This is a genomic window from Veillonella ratti (genome assembly GCF_003992115.1).
Taxonomy (GTDB): domain Bacteria; phylum Bacillota; class Negativicutes; order Veillonellales; family Veillonellaceae; genus Veillonella_A; species Veillonella_A ratti.
Genome location: NZ_RQUX01000008.1, coordinates 21,297 through 40,412, shown reverse-complemented (window position 1 = coordinate 40,412; position 19,116 = coordinate 21,297). Strand labels below are relative to the sequence as shown.

16 protein-coding genes are annotated in these 19,116 nt (G+C 43.1%); 12 read left to right on the top strand and 4 right to left on the bottom strand.

What is annotated here, in order from left to right; translation table 11 throughout:
* Positions 1 to 74: 74 nt before the first annotated feature.
* Positions 75 to 1,541, bottom strand: coding sequence for a catalase (locus EO124_RS04955; protein ID WP_127058599.1), 1,467 nt, complete (start codon positions 1,539 to 1,541; stop codon positions 75 to 77).
* Positions 1,542 to 2,038: 497 nt separating this feature from the next.
* On the opposite strand from EO124_RS04955, the gene EO124_RS04950 reads away from it, so the two are divergent.
* Together EO124_RS04950 and EO124_RS04945 are read left to right on the top strand one after the other, a co-directional pair.
* Positions 2,039 to 2,992 carry an alpha/beta hydrolase family protein gene (locus tag EO124_RS04950; RefSeq protein ID WP_206512537.1) on the top strand — a complete coding sequence of 318 codons (954 nt, stop codon included), beginning with the start codon at positions 2,039 to 2,041 and terminating at the stop codon, positions 2,990 to 2,992.
* 153 nt (positions 2,993 to 3,145) lie between these two features.
* The gene (locus EO124_RS04945) at positions 3,146 to 3,928 is read left to right on the top strand and encodes a cyclase family protein (RefSeq protein WP_127058597.1); all 783 of its coding nucleotides are present in this window, start codon (positions 3,146 to 3,148) and stop codon (positions 3,926 to 3,928) included.
* A gap of 102 nt (positions 3,929 to 4,030) precedes the next feature.
* On the opposite strand, the gene EO124_RS04940 is transcribed toward EO124_RS04945, so the two are convergent.
* Positions 4,031 to 4,528 (bottom strand): nitroreductase family protein, encoded by a 498-nt coding sequence (locus EO124_RS04940; RefSeq protein ID WP_127058596.1) that lies wholly within the window; start codon positions 4,526 to 4,528, stop codon positions 4,031 to 4,033.
* A gap of 433 nt (positions 4,529 to 4,961) precedes the next feature.
* Positions 4,962 to 5,543: a hypothetical protein gene (locus EO124_RS04935; protein ID WP_127058595.1), complete on the bottom strand. Its 582-nt coding sequence runs from the start codon at positions 5,541 to 5,543 to the stop codon at positions 4,962 to 4,964.
* A gap of 331 nt (positions 5,544 to 5,874) precedes the next feature.
* Between EO124_RS04935 and ybiA the strand changes: the two genes are divergently transcribed.
* The 10 genes from ybiA (at position 5,875) to EO124_RS04885 (ending at position 17,852) form a co-directional block, all read left to right on the top strand.
* Positions 5,875 to 6,504 (top strand): riboflavin biosynthesis intermediates N-glycosidase, encoded by a 630-nt coding sequence (ybiA, locus tag EO124_RS04930; RefSeq protein WP_206512536.1) that lies wholly within the window; start codon positions 5,875 to 5,877, stop codon positions 6,502 to 6,504.
* Between the two features lie 322 nt (positions 6,505 to 6,826).
* A complete protein-coding gene (locus tag EO124_RS04925; protein WP_127058594.1) occupies positions 6,827 to 7,717 on the top strand; it encodes a helix-turn-helix domain-containing protein in 891 nt (296 codons plus the stop codon).
* Positions 7,718 to 8,034: 317 nt separating this feature from the next.
* A complete protein-coding gene (gene galT / locus EO124_RS04920; RefSeq protein ID WP_127058593.1) occupies positions 8,035 to 9,030 on the top strand; it encodes a galactose-1-phosphate uridylyltransferase in 996 nt (331 codons plus the stop codon).
* Positions 9,023 to 10,177 carry a galactokinase gene (locus tag EO124_RS04915; protein WP_127058592.1) on the top strand — a complete coding sequence of 385 codons (1,155 nt, stop codon included), beginning with the start codon at positions 9,023 to 9,025 and terminating at the stop codon, positions 10,175 to 10,177. Before galT ends, EO124_RS04915 begins: the two co-directional genes overlap by 8 nt.
* A gap of 20 nt (positions 10,178 to 10,197) precedes the next feature.
* On the top strand, positions 10,198 to 11,379 hold the full coding sequence (locus EO124_RS04910) for an ROK family transcriptional regulator (protein WP_127058591.1): 1,182 nt from the start codon (positions 10,198 to 10,200) through the stop codon (positions 11,377 to 11,379).
* A gap of 75 nt (positions 11,380 to 11,454) precedes the next feature.
* Complete coding sequence (locus EO124_RS04905) at positions 11,455 to 12,492, top strand: galactose ABC transporter substrate-binding protein (RefSeq protein ID WP_127058590.1); 1,038 nt, start codon at positions 11,455 to 11,457, stop codon at positions 12,490 to 12,492.
* 67 nt (positions 12,493 to 12,559) lie between these two features.
* Complete coding sequence (locus tag EO124_RS04900; RefSeq protein WP_127058589.1) at positions 12,560 to 14,071, top strand: sugar ABC transporter ATP-binding protein; 1,512 nt, start codon at positions 12,560 to 12,562, stop codon at positions 14,069 to 14,071.
* Between the two features lie 13 nt (positions 14,072 to 14,084).
* Entirely contained in the window at positions 14,085 to 15,092 is a 1,008-nt protein-coding gene (gene mglC, locus EO124_RS04895) for a galactose/methyl galactoside ABC transporter permease MglC (RefSeq protein WP_127058588.1), read from the top strand.
* A gap of 650 nt (positions 15,093 to 15,742) precedes the next feature.
* Positions 15,743 to 16,369 (top strand): fibronectin type III domain-containing protein, encoded by a 627-nt coding sequence (locus EO124_RS04890; protein ID WP_127058587.1) that lies wholly within the window; start codon positions 15,743 to 15,745, stop codon positions 16,367 to 16,369.
* 142 nt (positions 16,370 to 16,511) lie between these two features.
* Positions 16,512 to 17,852 carry a purple acid phosphatase family protein gene (locus EO124_RS04885; RefSeq protein ID WP_127058586.1) on the top strand — a complete coding sequence of 447 codons (1,341 nt, stop codon included), beginning with the start codon at positions 16,512 to 16,514 and terminating at the stop codon, positions 17,850 to 17,852.
* Between the two features lie 73 nt (positions 17,853 to 17,925).
* On the opposite strand, the gene bioF is transcribed toward EO124_RS04885, so the two are convergent.
* Entirely contained in the window at positions 17,926 to 19,098 is a 1,173-nt protein-coding gene (gene bioF, locus EO124_RS04880) for an 8-amino-7-oxononanoate synthase (RefSeq protein WP_127058585.1), read from the bottom strand.
* Between the last annotated feature and the right edge of the window lie 18 nt (positions 19,099 to 19,116).

Below are 19,116 nucleotides of genomic sequence, written 5' to 3'. Positions count from 1 at the left end.
AGCTGATTTTCCTAGAGAGAGTAGTTATTTTTAATGATTAATTGCACATATTGGTCACATGAAACGCGAATATATTAATCATCTAAATTGGAAAAATCAACTGTAATACCGAGTGCCTTGGCTACGCCTTCGCCGTAAGCCGGATCACATTGGTAACAATGTTTAACGTGGCGTTCTTGAATTTCTTTAGAAACGCCGTTCATAGCACGTGCTGTATTTTCAAATAAAAGTTGTTGTTTTTCCGGAGTCATGAGACGGAACAATTTGCCCGGTTGGGTGTAGAAATCGGAATCGTCTTCATAGAAATCGTATTGGTAAGCAGGGCCCGTAATATCGAGCGGTGGTTCTTTGAATTCCGGTTGGTTGAGCCATTCGCCTTTAGTATTTGGCGCATAGCCGATGGTAGCACCGTGGTTACCGTCAACACGGCCGAGACCATCGCGATGGTACATGTTGACAGGGCATTTAGCGGCGTTAACCGGAATCTGATGGTAGTTAGTGCCTAAGCGATAACGCTGAGCATCAGCATAGGAGAATAAACGACCTTGTAACATTCTGTCAGGGGAGAATCCAATGCCCGGAACGATAGTGGATGGAGCAAAGGCAGCTTGTTCAACATCTTGGAAGTAGTTTTCAGGATTGCGATTTAATTCCATGACACCCACTTCGATGAGCGGGAATTCACTGTGATACCAAACTTTAGTGAGGTCGAACGGATTATATGGCATTTCTTTAGCCTGTTCTTCCGTCATAACCTGGATGCATAATTTCCATTTCGGGAAATCGCCTTTTTCAATGGCGTCGAATAAATCCCGTTGATGGCTTTCGCGGTCGCCGGCTACTACTTCAGCTGCTTCTTGGTCGCTCAAGTTTTCAATCGGTTGTTGGCAAACCCAGTGGAATTTAACCCAAACGCGCTCATCATTAGCGTTGATTAAGCTGTACGTATGGCTACCGAAACCATGCATATGGCGGTAGGAGGAAGGGATACCACGGTCACTCATAACGATAGTGATCTGGTGGATGGCTTCCGGTAAGCTGGTCCAGAAGTCCCAGTTAGCTTCGGCATCACGCAAGTTTGTTTTTGGATTACGTTTTACCGCACGGTTCAAATCAGGGAATTGCAATGGATCGCGAATGAAGAATACTGGGGTGTTGTTACCAACGAGGTCCCAGTTGCCTTCTTCGGTGTAGAATTTAACGGCAAAACCGCGAATATCGCGTTCGGCGTCAGCGGCACCGCGTTCCCCGGCTACCGTGGAGAAACGAACGAATAAATCGGTTTTTTTGCCAACTTCGGAGAAAAGTTTAGCTTTAGTGTATTTAGTGATGTCATTAGTTACTGTAAAAGTACCGAATGCGCCGGAACCTTTAGCATGCATACGTCTTTCAGGAATTACTTCACGAGCAAAATGGCCTAATTTTTCCATGAGCCATACGTCTTGCATAAGTACAGGACCACGTTTGCCGGCCGTCATAGAGTTATTATTGTCCGGTACGGGTGCACCAAAGGCAGTAGTCAATTTCTTTTTGTCACTCATTTTCCTATTTCCTCCTTAGTACCTACTAACTTTTCGATTGTTTTGAATGTTAATGGATAATTATTATCCGTTTATACTTTTATTATAACTGTAAATTTCGAAATAGACAATATTTTTTTATTAAAAATATTATTAAATTTGATGAAGATGTACCTGGGATAGCTTATTTTATAGGGATAATTAGAAAACGTAATATAAAGGATACTTAATAATTTTTTGATATATTAGTATACACGAAAGGTGTTTCCTGTTTGATTCACGCATATATTTTGAGCGGAATGGAGCTTTTTTTGAATTATCTGCCTATAATAGGCGACGTATTGCGGATGATACGGATATGATATTAATGAACGGACGGTTCCTTTTCTTATTGAATTTTATATGATACTCTATACTTATAATATGCTTGTAGTATGAACATATCATTATTGACAGTGTATTTATTAGTTGTTTAGAAGAAACGGAAGATTACTCATATGAAATATATACTGAAAAAAATGACCGTACTGATGGTGCTGGTGGGCTTTATCAGTTTTATGACGGCTGGGGCATTTAACGGTGTTGCGGCTAAATCGGAACGACTTATGATTCAAGGTGACCACGGCGCCTTGTCGGCTGTGTTGGAAACACCGGACACGGTTCAGAGTTATCCTTTGGTTATTTTGATGCACGGTTTTTCCGCGAGCAAAGATTATAAACTACTGGAATTGACGGCGGAATATTTGGAAAAAGCGGGGATTGCTTCTATTCGTTTTGATTTTAACGGCCACGGTGATAGTGAAGGCCGTTTTGAAGACATGACGGTGCCGAATGAAATTGAAGATGCGAAGAAGGTCTATGCGTACGCCAAAGCATTACCAGGCGTTACGAATATTTTACTGGTCGGCCATTCGCAAGGTGGGGTTGTGGCCAGTATGCTGGCCGGCGAGTTAACGGAGCAATATGGCAATGATGCGGTAAAAGGGTTGGTGTTATTGGCTCCGGCCGCTAATATCGTGGATAAAACGATTGGTGGAGCCTTTTTCGGTGTACAGTTTGATACGGATACTATGCCGGAATACATTGAACTGCCGAGCGGCTTACGCGTAGGCCGTGATTATTTTAAAACGGCTTATAGTCTGCCTTTGTATGACACGGCAAAGCTGTATACGGGACCGGTGACTATCATTCAGGGGAAGGAGGATACGGTAGTGCCGCCACGGTATGCGCAGCGTTTTGTTGAAATTTATAAGCATAGCACGCTTGAAATCGTGGAGGGTTATGATCATGAGTTTTCACAAAATATGCCGGCCATAGCGCGCGGGATAGTGCAGACCGTGCAGCAAGATGTAAATCGCACCGATGATACGGATTTGAAGATTAATAGTTATCTCAATGAAATTCGGTTGTTTTTTGAAAAGATTATTGAAGTGCTCGATAAGGTGAAAGCATTTTTAGAATCTTTAAAATAACTATTATTCCTATATTTTTAATGGTATAATATATCTATTACACAAAAACAAATGTTTAGCAGGGGCAAGGGGGAATGAAATGCACCTATAAAACTTTGTTTACTGTAATGAGAGATTAGAGAAAAATTTTTTCAAAAGAAAAGAGGAGAGAGTATGAGTTTAAAATTATGGGAACAAGTAGCAGCATGGAAGTCTTCGAAGTATCGTTTTGTAGATTTGACGCATGAGTTAAGTCCGGAAACACCACACTGGTGGGGCTTTAAGCCTTTGAAGGAAACGACTTTATATGATTATCCGGAAAATAAAAAAGATGGCGACACTTGGACGGAAGCGCCTATGCAGATTAAGGAATATACCGTGGTAGGACAGTATGGCACGCATGTAGATGCACCGATTCATTTTGATTCGAAGGGGCGTACGCAAGAGCAGCTACGCGTTGATGAAATGGTCTATCCTTTAGTTGTTATCGATAAATCCAAAGAAGTGGCTGAAAATCCGGATTATGAATTATCCGTTGAAGATGTGTTGGCCTTTGAAAAAGAATATGGTCGCATTCCGGAAGGTGCTTTTGTAGCGTTTAGAACGGATTGGTATAAACAACCGGCCGATGATTTTCAGAAAAAGGATGCCGATGGCAATCCGCATACGCCGGGCTGGACGATTCCCACATTGGAGTTTTTGGTAAAAGAGCGTAATATCGGTGCCATCGGTCATGAAACGGCCGATACGGATGCAGCGATTCGAGCATTCCAACCGGATTCCCATCCGTTGCCGGCTGAACAGTATATTTTGTCGCAGGATAGAATTCAGGTGGAGGTATTGGCTCACTTGGATGAATTACCACCGGTGGGGGCTGTTATTTTTGTAACCTTCCCTAAGTTGAAAGGTGGCACCGGCTTTGCGGCACGTTGCTTTGCATTGGTAGAAAACGAATAATTTATATTTCTCCATAAATGTTTAATAGAAACACAAAAAGGCGATAATGCTCAACTTTGAAGTTATGCATTATCGCCTGTATTTTTATCTTATTGTATTTTATTATTTCACATAGTGAATTCGGTCTTCGAAGAAACGGTCTTGCTGTTTTCTTGTTTCAGCGGGATAGCCTAAAGGGAAGAGTGAGAATGGTTGTATTCCTTCAGGTAGGTTTAAGGCTTTGCTTACATATTCCATGCGATCTTCGAAAGGGGCAATGCCAATCCAAACGCCGCCGAGGCCAAGTGCATCGGTCTGGAGCCAAATATTTTCTTGAGCAATTGACATGTCGATTTGAGCCATTGAAGGTACCGGGATAGAATCAGTTTTGTAGACCGGTACAATCACAACCGGAGCACCGGCTACGCAGTGCGAGTAGGGGGAAACATTAGACAAGGTCTTAATAACTTCTGGATTGGTAACAACGTAGAATTCCCAAGGCTGTTGGTTAACCGCGGAAGGTGCTTGCATACCGGCACGAAGGATTTCGGTGATTTTTTCCGGCTCAACCGGACGAGCTTCGTATTTGCGGATACTGGTTCTGTGGAAAATACTGTTCATGGTGAAAACCTCCTAATATTTGTAGATGACGGCTATACTGCTGAGTGATGGCAAACCTATTGCGTATATATTCTTTGATATCACTTGCTAGTCATACATATTTATATACGTAAATATACTTCTTACTTTCATTATATACTTTCTGTCAAGGTTTATTCAGGTAGGGGTATTATTTGAATTATATAGTCTGAAGGGCTTTATAAAAAGATATAAGTAGAGCATTATTTATTTTTCAATCAAAAAAGAGGCAGTAACCTCCGAGTCGGTTCGGATGGTTACTGCCTCTTTGATATGAATAGACCAATGCATACGGCTGTTACGCTTGGGCTATTGTTTGTCGGCTTAATAAGTACAACTGAGAGAGAATAGTTATGTTACAAGGCAAAATATAAATTAATTAATAAATGCCTTAGTACGTAATACTTATTATTTATTATTTTGCAGGTTTCTGAGCTTCAGTGTCAGTTTTGTCGATGATGATATCGGTTTTCTGAGCTTCTAAGTTGCTCTGAGCCTGTGCGTTCTGCCAAGTAGCGGCGATTTTAGCGTCTTCTACTTTTTTCTGTTGAGCTTCGGCCGGAGTAATAGCGATGTCCGGTTTGTTTTTCAACTGGTAGTCGCGGTTAACAAGGTTAGCTACTACAGTTTCTAAAGCAGCGGCAGCTGTGTTAGGCTGGATAGCCTGGCCTGCACCGTTAGCGTTGGAAGTGCTCTGAACATTTTCGGAGTTGTTAGGGTATACGTCTTTCTGGTAAGCGTATAATGTGTTGTTAGCGAAGTCTAATTTGTAGTTTACTACGTCAGTAAGACCTGTGTTAGGGTTTACTGCAGCTGCCTGGAAATCAGCAGTATCTGTATTTACATCGTAGTTAACGGAAGGAACGTTAACACGAGTTGTGTAGTCAGCGTCGGAATGTACCCAGTACCATTGATCGGCCGGTAAAGTTTTAGCGGAAGCTACGCCCGCAACTGTTGTTAATGCTAAACCTAATACTAATAATTTTTGTAATTTCATAATATATAATCTCCCTTCGAATATCAATAAATTTTGAATATCGATTTTTTTCTATGTCTTTATTATAGCACAATAAAAACAAAGAGTTCAAGGGAGTGGACTAAAAAAAATCGAAATTTTTAGTAATTCAACTATCGAAAGTTCGAGATTTGATTTGTGTGGACAAAGTTTTCACGTATTTATTGAGACAACTATAATTTTGCGTTTAGTCATTTGAACTACTCATTTATAGGCAAAGTAGCATAAGTTTAATACGATAATAATAGCTTTTTAGACATTTGTTTAGAGGGCTGTTTTTACGGTTAAAACATAACTAGGCGAAGGGGAGGTAATGATGATGACTGAAACGCACAAAAGACAGATGCCGAACAAAGAAGTAGAAACAAAAAAGCAGCGGGGTAAACAGACAAGTGCGAAGGACACAGTGGCTAAAGCTGAAAAGAATGCTAGTAAGCCCACATACTCGCGCAAGGATATTTTGAAACTTCGCGACGATGAGATACCACCGGTGATTGATCGTTTTAGAGGGACCTATAGCTTTCTTTCGAATTTTAGTACTTATAAGGTATTTTATATGGGCGACACCTATTATTCGGCGGAGGCGGCGTATCAAGGTGCTAAAGCGGCTACGGACTTGCAGCGTATGAAAATGGTAAGAGTGAAGCGGCCTGACTTTGCAAGGCGTATAGGGCGCAATATGAAGCCCATCCGTGCTGATTGGGAGAACGTTAAGTTGCGGGTCATGTATGACATAGTTAAAGCTAAGTTTTTACAAAATGAAAAATTGCAGGCTAAACTGTTGGCAACGCGAGATAGAATGCTGATAGAAGGTAATGATTGGGGCGATACCTTCTGGGGCATGGTCGATGGCGAAGGGGAGAATAATTTGGGTAAAATACTGATGCGCGTTCGCGAGGAAATAAAGACTGATTTGAAGGCGAAAATTGAGCAAGAAAATTGATATAACTAATGAAGGGGCAATACATTGCTTAAAGATGAAAAAGGTTAAGAACCTATAAAGTTGAATATTCTGAGTGGACAAAGCACCACGAAATACCCACAGGGAATGCTCATGTTACGGCGAGATTCACTAAACGCATAATACCTATGATTTATTTGATATTAACACTAGCGCATAATGTTTTTTACTGTTATTATAAGATGTAGTAGATTATCTAAATTTTTGATTAAAATAGAAACAATTAAGATGAATTTAGTGTGAAGAATAGTAAGCGAAAAGAAACGACGGACATTAACACTGTTCGGCAGGAAGGATGTGTATTATGCGAGAATTTCGTTGTGATTCAGAAGCTATGAGGAAAGGGTATTTGGCATTGGCGGCTCAAGTGAGCAAAGCGCTTGAAAAAGGCACATTGTCTGTGCATGATACACTGCAACTAGTTGTGATTGACGACGTAGTAGTTAATTGGTACGGCAAGGATGCATTCGATGGCCGTTATGCTGAAAAGCCGGATGATGTATTGTTACAGATGGTAGCGCAAGCGCGTTATGAATTTGAAAAGCCTTATTTTGAAGAGCATAGTATTGCTACGTTAGCGGCGTTGGCCAATAAAAAGCCGGTTGTGAAAACCCCTAAGTCGGTGGTAGAGCAAGTATTTACCGACAGTGAAGCGGCCAAAATTTGGGAAGTCGGTTTGACTGCTGTTATTAAAGCGTGCCAAGGGGGTGGCCTCAATCGTTTTAACGAAAGAGAATGCCGCAACAGTGATGGCACATTCCTCATAAGCGAAGCGGGTATGAATCGTCTCTTCGGTGAACGTTTGGATGATCAGGGGATGAGTATTGTCTTCATGCATATCGGTTCGGAAGAAGCCATGTTGGTTCGCTCCAAATTGCGTAAGATTTTTGAAGCCCGCGGCGTTGCCGATGTAGAAGGGGCCTTGCATGACCGTTTGGGTCAAGTGATTACGTCTTGCGTGAAAGCGATTGCCAACGGTCATACCGTAGAGCTTTTGAAGACGATTGAAGATGTGGCTAAAGATGTGGGCATTGTGTCGAAGGTGGTCAAAGTGGTCACTGATTTCAGACGCTATAACCGCATCGTGTGGGCGTACTTGTACTTGCTCGTTGACAGTGATGAGCTCGAAACGTGGCGTATGGTAGCCGAAGGCACGGATATTAAGGCCCTTATGGAGGCTGTCGGTAAGAAATAAGCAATTAGATGAGTAATTGACTCGGATTAAATGAGCACTTTGCTTAATTGTTTAATATATGTTTTAAGGTAATACTTAATTAAGAAATTAACTAATTTACTTAAAATTTGAATAAAAAATTATAAAAACCAGACGGAAGAGGTTGTAAAACTGCAGGTATAATGCGGTTTTATGACCTCTTTTTGAGTTTAGTAAAATGTATGTCAAATAGGTATGCGCTTTTGTAAAATTTTACTTGAAAAAAAGTCAAACATGAGCGAAAATATATTTGTAATATATTTTCTTAAGTAGTTTATTAAATGTGAGGAGCGGAGATTATGTCAGAATTAAGATGGAATCCATTGCTCGGCACATGGACGATGGTAGCGTCAAACCGTAAATTACGTCCCACTATGCCAAAAGATTGGTGCCCGTTTTGCCCGGGAGAAGGGAAAAAGGTACCATCCGAATTTACCGTGTATGCCTATGATAATGATTTTCCGGCTCTAACCCAACATCCGGAAGCACCGTTTGTGGATGAAACAGGTTTTTACAAGAGCGCAGAAAATCATGGTAAGTGCGAAGTTATCTTGTACTCACCGCGTCATTCGGTTAAATTCTATGAATTGTCCGTAGGCCATATTATCGACCTGTTGGAATTAATTTCGGATCGTTGTACGGCCCTTGCGGCGGATAAGAAGATTAAGTATGTCTATCCGTTTGAAAACAAAGGGGAAGCCGTAGGCGTAACGATGCCGCATCCTCACGGACAGATTTACGGGTATCCGTTCGTGCCGCAGAAGATTGAAACGGAACTTAAGAACTGTAAGGAACATTATGAAGAAACACAGCGTTGCTTGCTCTGTCAGATGAACCAAGCGGAACAAAAATCGGATTCGCGCATTGTAGCCGAAAACGACAGTTTCTTAGCGTATATTCCGTTCTTTACGGATTATCCGTACGGTGTATTCGTTGTACCGAAACGTCATTTCAGCATGCTTTCCGAATGTACGGCCAAAGAAAAAGAAGATTTGGCGCGCATGTTAAAAGTGGTTACTCACGCATTCGACGAATTATTTAATGCACCGTTCCCGTATATGATGGTTTACCATCAACGGCCGGTTAACTCGCCGGAATATGATGATGCTAACGATTATTATCATTTCCACATTGAATTTTATCCGCCATTTAGAGAAGCTAATAAGATTAAATACTATGCTTCCTCGGAAATGGGCGCTTGGGCCGCAGCCAATACGAGCGCAGTTGAAGAAACGGCACCGGTTTTGCGTAAGCTGGTGACGAAGATTATAGAAAGGGAAGAAAGTAATGACTAAAGAGGAACTGATAGCTAAATTTATTGAGCAATTCGGCGATACCGGAGAACCCATTGATTGCTATTTTGCCCCGGGGCGTGTGAACATCATTGGTGAACATCAGGATTACAATGGCGGTCATGTGTTTCCGGCCGCTCTGACTTGCGGGATTTGGGGTGCTATGCGCTTGCGGGACGATTCTAAAGTTCGTCTTTATTCTGAAAATATGGAAGCCACGATTGTGGTAGATATTAATGATGATTTCGTTTACGATGAAGCTCATGATTGGGCCAACTATCCGCTTGGCATCATTGAATATTTGAAAAAAGATGGTTACACCTTACCGGGTATGGATTTATTCTACAGTGGTAATTTACCGGCCGGTGCCGGTCTTTCATCCTCTGCTTGTATTCTCGATTTAACGGGTTACATGTTGTGGACACATCTCGGCAAGACGCCGATTGACCGCACGAAGTTGGCAGAAATGGCACAGCAGGTTGAATACAATTTTGTAGGCGTTAAAGTTGGTATCATGGACCAATTCGCCATCAGCCACGGCAAGGAAGGGCACGGCGTGCTCCTCGACTGCACGGCTATGGAGTTTGAACATGTGCCGCTTAATTGGGGTGATTACCACCTCATTATTATGAATACCAATAAGAAACGCGGGCTCGTTGATTCCAAATTTAACGAGCGCAAGGGTGAATGTGATGCGGCTTTGGCTGAAATCCAAAAGCATCATCCTTTATCCGGATTGTCGCTCGGTACGTTAGAGGATTTGGAGCTCATCGAGGATGATGTGCTTCGTCGCCGCGCTCGTCATGCCATTACTGAAAACTTACGCGTTATGGCATTCATGGATGCCCTTCGTGAAGGCAATACGTCGAAGATTGCCGAAATCATTACGGCCTCTCATGAATCCCTACGTTATGACTATGAAGTAAGCGGTTTGGAACTCGATACGATGGTAGAGATTGCGCGTAAGCAGCCGGGCTGTTTGGCATCGCGTATGACCGGCGCCGGTTTTGGGGGCTGTGCGATTGCTTTGGTAGCCAGCGATAAGGTAGCAGCTTTTAAAGAAGCGGTTCCGAAACTTTACGAGGAGGCTATTGGCACTGTACCGACCTTATATGATGCTGAGATAGGCGATGGCGTATATAATTTATAGGCTTTCGGGAAGGGGACAAGATGCAAACTAAACAGGCACTCAACAATGACGAAATAATTTTAAATTACATACGTCGTAACGGCTCTGTTTCAAAAGCAATTATTGCTCGCAATACGGGCATTACACCACCGACGGTAACCAATATTTGCAATACGTTGGCTGAGAAAGGTCTTATTTACGAAGATCGACAGGAGCGCAGTGCATTGGGGCGACCGTCGATGCTCTTGAAATTTAATGAGCAAAAAGAAATGATGCTGATGGTTCATGTGCGGACGCATAATGTGTTCTGCTATGTGGTGCAATCGGGCGGTATTATTTTACATCAGATGCAACAGTCGATTATCGGCCTTTCATCAGAAGAAATATTAAATACGATTTATCATTGTATCGAAGATATCATTGAGGATATGCGTTGGACGATTGCCGCTATCGGTCTCATCTTGCGCGGTCCCGTGGATTCGCAAAAAGGAATTTCCATTTTTTCACCAAACGGTAAATGGTCTAATATTCCGTTCAAGTACATTTTGGAAGAACGGTTCCAATTACCGGCTTATGTGGAAAATGACGTGCGTTGCCTCGCTACCGGCGAATATTATTATGGCAGCGGCAAGGGGATTGAAAACCTCTTGGTATTGAAATTCAGCTACGGTCTCGGTGCCTCTTTGATTTATCACGGCTCGCTCTATCGTGGCTATAACGATTATGCCGGTGAGATCGGTTACTCCGTAATCGATATTGATGATACTAAAGAAAATTCCTTCACACGCTTAGAAGAAGTGGCATCGGAAACAGCCATTCGCGAATATGTGTTGACGGAGATTAAAAAAGGTCGCTTGTCTAAAGTGACCGACAATATAGCGATTTTATCCGATGCATTCCGGGTAGAGCCTATTTATGAGGCCGCCGTGGAAGGCGATGAAATTTGTTTGGAAGCCTTAAATCGCGTAGGCAAATACTTGGGCATTACCTTAGCTAATTTATATAACATGATTAACCCGCAGCGTATTGTGGTAAGTAGCGCTATGGGCAATGCGGTGGGGACAATGGATCCGATTTTACGTACCGTATTGGAACAAAATTTACATCGGGCACAATCCGTCGACTTGGTTTACTCCGGCAATGGCAGTTATTACACATTGCTGGGCATGGTGGATATTGTGAGCAGCCGCAGAGCCGGTGAAGTATGGCTTAGCGGTCGTTAAACGAATGGTTGGTAGATACGCTGGAAGAAAGCGAATTATAGAGTCTACATTTTCGTCTCAAAGGAGGAATTTCTCGTGAAAAAGGCATGGAAAGCAGCAATGTTGGCTACCTTCGCAGTAGGTACCTTAGTAATGGCAGGTTGTGGCAGTGATTCTACATCCGGCAGTGGTGATTTACCACAAGTAGGTGTGGCTATTTACAAATTTGACGATACCTTTATGAGCGGCGTACGTGCTCGTATCGATGCAGACGCTAAAGGCAAAGCTAAAGTAGATATCGTAGACAGCCAGAACTCGCAGCCTACGCAGAATGAAAAAGTTGACTTGTTCCTTAACAAGAAATACAAAGCTATCGGTGTTAACATTGTTGACCGTCCGGCAGCCGGCGGTATCATCGACAAAGCTAAAGCGGCTAACGTACCGGTTGTATTCCTTAACCGTGAACCTTTAAAAGAAGACATGGCTAAATGGGATAAAGTGTACTATGTAGGTGCTAAAGCTGAACAAAGCGGCGAAATGCAGGGCAAAATCTTAGCGGATTACTTCAAGAAACATCCGGAAGCTTATAAGAGCAATGATAATGTATTGCACTATGTACTTATCAAAGGCGAACCGGGCCATCAGGATGCAGAACTTCGCTCCAAATATGTAATTGAATCCCTCAAAAATGAAGGCATTCAGGTACAAGAAATTGCACAAGATACAGCTATGTGGGACCGCGTTAAAGGTCAGGAAAAAATGGCTGCCTTCTTGTCCAGCTACGGCGACAAGATTGATGCCGTTATCGCTAACAATGATGACATGGCTTTAGGCGCTATCGAAGCATTGAAAGCTGCCGGCTACTTCCAGAACGGCAAATACATGCCGGTTGTAGGTGTGGATGCTACGGCTCCGGCTGTACAGGCTCTTAAAGACGGCACATTATTGGGTACCGTTCTTAACAATGCGAAAAAACAAGGGGATGCCGTATTCAACTTGATGTTCGTATTGGCTAAAGGCGAAACTCCAACTAAAGAAAATACAGGCTTTGAAATTGTTGACAAACAATATATTTGGGTTCCTTACGAAATCGTAACGAAAGAAAATGCAGATCAAATCTTAGGTGATAAGTAGTCATTGCAGTAGGTAGGGAGGCTTGTTGCAGGCCTCCCTCACTTACTGAACCGGTAGGAGGGCAAGCATGAGTGAATATATTTTAGAGATGCAACATATAACAAAGTCATTTCCCGGCGTAAAAGCATTGAATGATGTATCTCTGCGGCTCCGTCCAGGTTCGGTACACGCGCTTATGGGCGAAAATGGAGCTGGGAAATCGACCTTGATGAAATGTTTATTCGGCATCTACAAACAAGACGAAGGACAAATAATTTTAGACGGCGAACAGGTAGAAATTTCTGATTCGCGCACCGCACTGGGTCTTGGTATCTCGATGATCCACCAAGAACTCTATCCCGTATTACAACAGACTGTTATGGAAAACTTATGGCTTGGCCGTTTTCCGCTTAAAAGTTATGGTCCTTTGAAACTGGTTGACCATAAAAAAATGAAGGCCGACACAGCGGCGCTTTTTAAAGAAATAGATGTTGATATTGATCCGGAAGAACTAGCCGGTAATTTATCTGTATCTAAACTTCAGAGTATTGAAATTGCCAAAGCGGTATCTCATCACTCCCGTATTATTGTAATGGACGAACCGACCTCATCTTTGACCAGTGATGAAGTAGAGCACTTATTTAAAATCATAAATAGTCTTAAGGCCAAAGGGGTTGCCATTATTTATATCTCTCATAAAATGGAAGAAATCCTCCGCATATCTGACGAAGTAACGATTATGCGTGATGGTAATTATATAGGCACTTGGCCGTCTGATGAATTGACCACGGACCTAATCATTAAACGCATGGTTGGTCGTGAAATGACGCAGCTCTTCCCAGAGAAAACCAATGTGCCGGGCGAAGAAGTTTTGCGGGTGGAAAATATGACCTCCATTCGTGACCATTCCTTCAAAGGCGTGAATTTCTCCCTTCGTAAAGGTGAGGTCCTCGGTATCGGCGGTCTCGTAGGGGCGCAGCGAACGGAAGTCATCGAAGCACTCTTCGGACTTCGTCATTTGGCGGAAGGTAAAATTTTTATCCACGGTAAGGAAGTTAAAATCCGCAGTCCTCGTGATGCGAAGAAACATCATATCGCTCTTCTTACGGAAGAACGACGGGCGACCGGTATTTTCCCAATGCTCAATATTGTCGATAATAATACGATGGCCTGCATGCCGAAATATCGCAATAAAGTGGGCCTCTTAAATGACAGGTTGCGTGAAATCGACACGGATGAAGGGGTTAGCTCCTTGCGCATCAAAACGCCGGACACGCAGACTCGCATTCAATCGTTATCGGGCGGGAATCAACAAAAAGTATTGATTTCTCGTTGGTTAAATACGAATCCGGAAATCCTCTTACTCGACGAACCGACGCGCGGTATCGACGTAGGGGCCAAATACGAAATCTATTCGATTATCAATCGTTTGGCGACCCAAGGTAAAAGCGTAATCATGATTTCGTCGGAAATGTCCGAGTTGCTCGGTATGAGCGACCGCATTATGGTTATGAGTAACGGTATCATGGAAGGAATTCTGGATGCGAAAGACGCAACGGAAGAGAAGATCATGGAACTTGCTACGGCAGGTTTAGTATAGGAGGATATGACTTATGAGTGGATCTCGCGTTAGCAAGTTTATGACACAAAATGCTATCTACATCGTACTCGTTGTATTGGTAGCTGCTATTTCAATTTATAGCCCTAATTTCTTATCAATGACCAGTTTTCGGGATATCTTAATCCAATCGTCACCGCGTGTTATCATTGCCCTTGGCTCGGCTATGATTCTTATAACCGCCGGCTGTGACTTGTCAGCCGGTCGTGTAGTTGGTTTGACTGCGGTTGTTTCCGCATCTTTATCGCAGATGCCGAGCTATCCGCATCCGTTCTTTGAGCAGGCTCCGAATTTGCCGACTTTCTTACCGATTATTATCGCCATTGCCGTAGGTGCCTGTGTTGGTTTAGTCTCCGGTTTGATCGTAGCGTACTTACGTATCGTTCCGTTCATCGCAACGTTGGGCACCATGGTTATGACCTATGGTGTATGTTCCCTGTACTTTGACATGGAGCCGAACAACTCGCAGCCAATCGGCGGTTTGCGTCCTGAATTTACCGTATTCGGTTCCGGTTCTTTGGATTTAGGTTTCGTAACGATTCCGTACATCGTTATTATTGCCGCCGTTATCGCCTTTGTTATGTGGATTGTATATAACAAAACGGTTCTTGGCAAAAATATGTTTGCCATCGGCGGTAACCCTCAGGCAGCCGTTGTATCCGGCATTAACGTGGCCGCTACCTTGATTGCTATCTATGTGATTGCCGGTGCTCTCTATGGTGTTGGTGGTATTTTGGAAGCCGCTCGTACCGGTGGTGCTACGAATAACTATGGTAACATGTACGAATTGGATGCCATCGCCGCAGCCGTTGTAGGTGGCGTATCCGTAACCGGTGGTATCGGTACCGTACCGGGGATCATCGCCGGTGTACTTATCTTTACGGTTATTAACTATGGCCTTACGTTCGTAGGCATGGGCCCATACTGGCAGCTCATCATTAAAGGCTTAATCATCGTTATCGCCGTAGCCGTTGACGTACGTAAATACTTGGCTCGTAAATAATTGACGACAGATTAGGTAGTCAATCGAAATGATTCTGTACGTATATATGTACACCCTGTGAGTATATATATGCAGATGCCAACATGATTACATATTGTAATTTTTGAAAATATGAATTAATTAAGATGTTTAAAAAAGCGCAGTTAATGAATGAAATTTTCATTTATTAACTGCGCTTTCTGTCTTTTGAGAAATGTGTTGCACTATTTGATAATCGAGATTTTAGAGCGATTAGGAATGACTATTGATTGTGGAAAGTAGCATTATTTGATTGTAAAATTTGATTATAAATATTGCACGATATATTATTTATGTTATATAATATAAAAAGGTTATTTGAAGAAGTCGTGAAGCGGAAGTTGAGAACCGCTTTAAAAATATATGTATTGCTTTGCGTTAAGCATGCATATTTATAAATTAGGTATAGGGAAACAATGATATATATGCCGGTGGCAATACTTGTACCGGTATATGTATCGAGCCTGCATAAGCCTTGGCAGATTAATTATGGGCGAGTGTATGCTTTTGACAAGTGAATCAAAATACATTAATAGGCTATAGCGATGGGAATCGGCTATAGCATATTAGTGTTTTTTGTGTTTGTGTGGTGATTTTGGTACGTGTAATACTAGAAAGTTGAGTAATATGCAATGAAGCGTACGGGATTTGTGGTAGCCGTCTTTTTGATAGGAATCATAGTGATTCTTGGAGGCTGGCTTTTAGGGATAATTGGGAGCGATGACGGGCGAACCTTGGGGCAACGGCTTGATGCAGCCTATCACGCCTATATGCCTATGTCGGGAACGAAACCACTATATATCAGGCAATTAGTGGGGCCGGACATGGGCACGAAACGAACTATTTTATGGGAGACAACTGAATTTGAAGCAAATGCTGTTGTTGTCTATAAATTAAAAGGTGAGGCTGATAGCGAGGCTAAAATTTTGTGGGCGACGACGGACAAAATTAAAGAAAATCAGACGACTCGCTATGTATACCGTGTTGATTTGTGCGATTTAGAGCCAAATCAAGAGTATGTTTTCCAAGTGGGGAAGCAAGGTCACACCGATGGTGAATGGCACTCCTTTAGTACGCACAAGATGGATAAAATGTCATTTCTTGAAACAAATAAGCCGCAATCTTGGGTTATCCCTAAGACAAGCGGTTCGGTGCAGATTGTAGGCGTCAAGAAATACGATAACCATTTTTGTTTGCATGGACCGAATCATGACTGTCCGGATGTTCATCCGAATACGCTGATTTGTTATGATATTTAATATTTTTTTCCATATTCTTCTTGACTTGAAGTTAACTTCAAACTATATAATGACGATATAAGATATTGAAGATATTCGATTTGTTGATTGGTTGTATAGAGTTTGTGTGATAACATGTGTGAGATAAGAGGAGTAACAATATATGGAAGAAAAAAAGAGAAGTAAGCGTTGGTTTACATGGCTAAGTGCAATGGTGGCGCTGATTGTTGTCATGGGGGTCATTATCAGCTCAACCGCTTGGGGCGCCGGCATGTTGCGTCAAGGGCGGACATTGTATTATGAATTGATGCCACAGGCAGGGACTGAGGCTATGTATGTACGGCAATTAATTACGCCGGACATGACGCACTCCCGCATTATCATGTGGGAAACACACGCACCGGAAGCTGATCCGGTGGTACTTTATAAAATAGCCGGCGCATCGGATAGTACGATTGAGACCGTACCGGCTACGATGGAGCGCTTTGAAGAAGATAAGACGGTGCGCTATATATACCGAGCGGAGCTTACCGGTTTGACGCCAAATTCAACTTATGAATATCAGGTGGGCAAAAATGTGATTACCAAAGGTTGGCACACCTTACATACGATGGATGAAAATAGTTTTACCGCCTTGATTTTTCCGGACTCCCAGTCCTTGGACTATAGCGGCTGGCAAAGCTTGGTAAACACGGCGTATACAGAAAATCCGGAAGCCACGTTTTTTGTCAACATGGGTGACCTTGTAGATAATGGCGAATCGGCCTATCAGTGGGATGCTTGGTTTGGCGCGGTGGAGCCTATGATTGCGAATATTCCTTTTGTCGGCGTTAGCGGCAATCATGAGTACTATTCCCTGGATTGGCAGATAAAAGAGCCCACTGCGTATGACCATTTCTTTAAATTTGATGCACCAAAGGCTGCGCCCTATAGCGAGGCTGCCGGCGATTCTTCCAGACGTGCTTTTTATTCCTACGATTATGGCGATGTTCACTTCGTGGTGCTGAATACGCAGTTTAATGAGATGAATGAAAGTTATCGTGATGAAGTGCGTAATGAACAAATGGCATGGCTTGAAGAAGATTTGGCGGCTACGACTAAGCCTTGGAAAGTAGTGCTCATGCACCGCGATACCTTTAGCTATCCGAATACGAAGGTGGCACGCATGACGGCCGGCTTCAGTGATATGGGTGAATTATTCATGCCCGTTTTTGAAAAATACGATGTGGACATGGTATTGTCGGCTCATTATCACATGTATCGTCGTCGCGGCCATGTGGAAAACTTCCAACGCAGTGAAAACGGACCGTACTATATCATTACCGGTGTAGCGGGGGATGTGAAATATGCCGAGATTTGGAAGGACCATCCGCTGGATGAGTATGTGTCCCCTTATCTTGATGGGGATAACTACTTAGTCCTTCGTAAGGATAATAATAGTTTGACCGTTGATGCGTACTTGGCTGACGGCACGAAGTTTGACTCGATTACGTTGCGTAAATAAAGTAAAAAGGAAGTAGCGATTTCATCGATGAAATCGTTACTTCCTTTTGTATTAGCTGTTATAGTGATGCCGATTATAGTTTGCCCAACGCTTCAGCCAAGGTATCGGCTACGTACCATAGTTCTTCTTTGGTATGGTCCGCCGATACGGTGAGGCGCAAGCGGCTTTCGCCGGGTGCCACGGTCGGTGGGCGAATGGCCGTCAAGATAATGCCTTTTTCGAATAATTGATCTTGAACCGCCAAGGCTTTTTCATCAGACCCTACGATGATAGGGAAAATCGGAATGGCATTGTGAGCCACCGGGATGTTGTGACGCTCTAAATATTTTGACATATCATGTACATTCGCACGCAACTGAGCGATATGATACGGTTCTTTTTCTAAAAGGGACAACGCAGCTTTAGCGGCTCCTACGGCAGCCGGCACTAAAGCGGTGGAGAAGATAAAGCTGCGGCTGTGATTAATTAAGGTATTGATGATTACCTCGTTGGCGCATACATAGCCGCCTTCACTGCCGAGCGCTTTACTGAGGGTACCCAGTTGAATATCTACGTCATCGCTTAAGCCAAAGTGATGAGCCACCCCTTTGCCTTCGCCGATGATACCGGTCGCATGGGCATCGTCAACCATAACCAAGGCTCCGTGCTCTTTAGCTAAATTTACAATGGCCGGGAGATGGCAAATATCACCATCCATGCTGAAAACGCCGTCGGTTACAATGAGTCGTTTGCCTGTTGCCGGTAAGTCCGCAAGCAGTTCGTCTAAGTGTTTCATGTCGCTGTGACGATATACATGCACGTTGGCGCCGCTGAGACGGCAGCCATCAATGATGCTGGCGTGATTTAATTCATCGCTGAGGATGTGATCGCCCGGATTCATGAGACCGGAAATGGTGCCCACATTGGCCATGTAACCGGTGTTGAAAACTAGTGCTTTGGTAGTGCCTTTAAAAAAGGCCAAATCTTCTTCCAGTTCCGTAATCATCGGATTAGTGCCGGACGTGAGGCGAGCGCCGCCGGATCCGGTGCCGTAAGTTTCAATGGCTTTTTGGGCAGCTGCCATGACATCCGCATTATGGGTAAAGCCCAAATAATTGTTGGAGGCCATCATTAAATACTTTTTGCCGTCCAACTCGATATGCGTACTATCGATAGGCGTATAGGCGACACATTGACGAAAACGATGTTCTGCTTTGAGCACTTCCAGCTCTTGATTCATTTGTTCCCAGATGGCTTTTCTAAACATAGTAACTCCCCGCTTATA

Bases quoted from the DNA above. Each gene is read 5' to 3' on its own strand.
- EO124_RS04955 (WP_127058599.1), bottom strand. From the start codon at position 1,541: ATGAGTGACAAAAAGAAATTGACTACTGCCTTTGGTGCACCCGTACCG.
- EO124_RS04950 (WP_206512537.1), top strand. From the start codon at position 2,039: ATGACCGTACTGATGGTGCTGGTGGGCTTTATCAGTTTTATGACGGCT.
- EO124_RS04945 (WP_127058597.1), top strand. From the start codon at position 3,146: ATGAGTTTAAAATTATGGGAACAAGTAGCAGCATGGAAGTCTTCGAAG.
- EO124_RS04940 (WP_127058596.1), bottom strand. From the start codon at position 4,528: ATGAACAGTATTTTCCACAGAACCAGTATCCGCAAATACGAAGCTCGT.
- EO124_RS04935 (WP_127058595.1), bottom strand. From the start codon at position 5,543: ATGAAATTACAAAAATTATTAGTATTAGGTTTAGCATTAACAACAGTT.
- ybiA (WP_206512536.1), top strand. From the start codon at position 5,875: ATGATGATGACTGAAACGCACAAAAGACAGATGCCGAACAAAGAAGTA.
- EO124_RS04925 (WP_127058594.1), top strand. From the start codon at position 6,827: ATGCGAGAATTTCGTTGTGATTCAGAAGCTATGAGGAAAGGGTATTTG.
- galT (WP_127058593.1), top strand. From the start codon at position 8,035: ATGTCAGAATTAAGATGGAATCCATTGCTCGGCACATGGACGATGGTA.
- EO124_RS04915 (WP_127058592.1), top strand. From the start codon at position 9,023: ATGACTAAAGAGGAACTGATAGCTAAATTTATTGAGCAATTCGGCGAT.
- EO124_RS04910 (WP_127058591.1), top strand. From the start codon at position 10,198: ATGCAAACTAAACAGGCACTCAACAATGACGAAATAATTTTAAATTAC.
- EO124_RS04900 (WP_127058589.1), top strand. From the start codon at position 12,560: ATGAGTGAATATATTTTAGAGATGCAACATATAACAAAGTCATTTCCC.
- mglC (WP_127058588.1), top strand. From the start codon at position 14,085: ATGAGTGGATCTCGCGTTAGCAAGTTTATGACACAAAATGCTATCTAC.
- EO124_RS04890 (WP_127058587.1), top strand. From the start codon at position 15,743: ATGAAGCGTACGGGATTTGTGGTAGCCGTCTTTTTGATAGGAATCATA.
- EO124_RS04885 (WP_127058586.1), top strand. From the start codon at position 16,512: ATGGAAGAAAAAAAGAGAAGTAAGCGTTGGTTTACATGGCTAAGTGCA.
- bioF (WP_127058585.1), bottom strand. From the start codon at position 19,098: ATGTTTAGAAAAGCCATCTGGGAACAAATGAATCAAGAGCTGGAAGTG.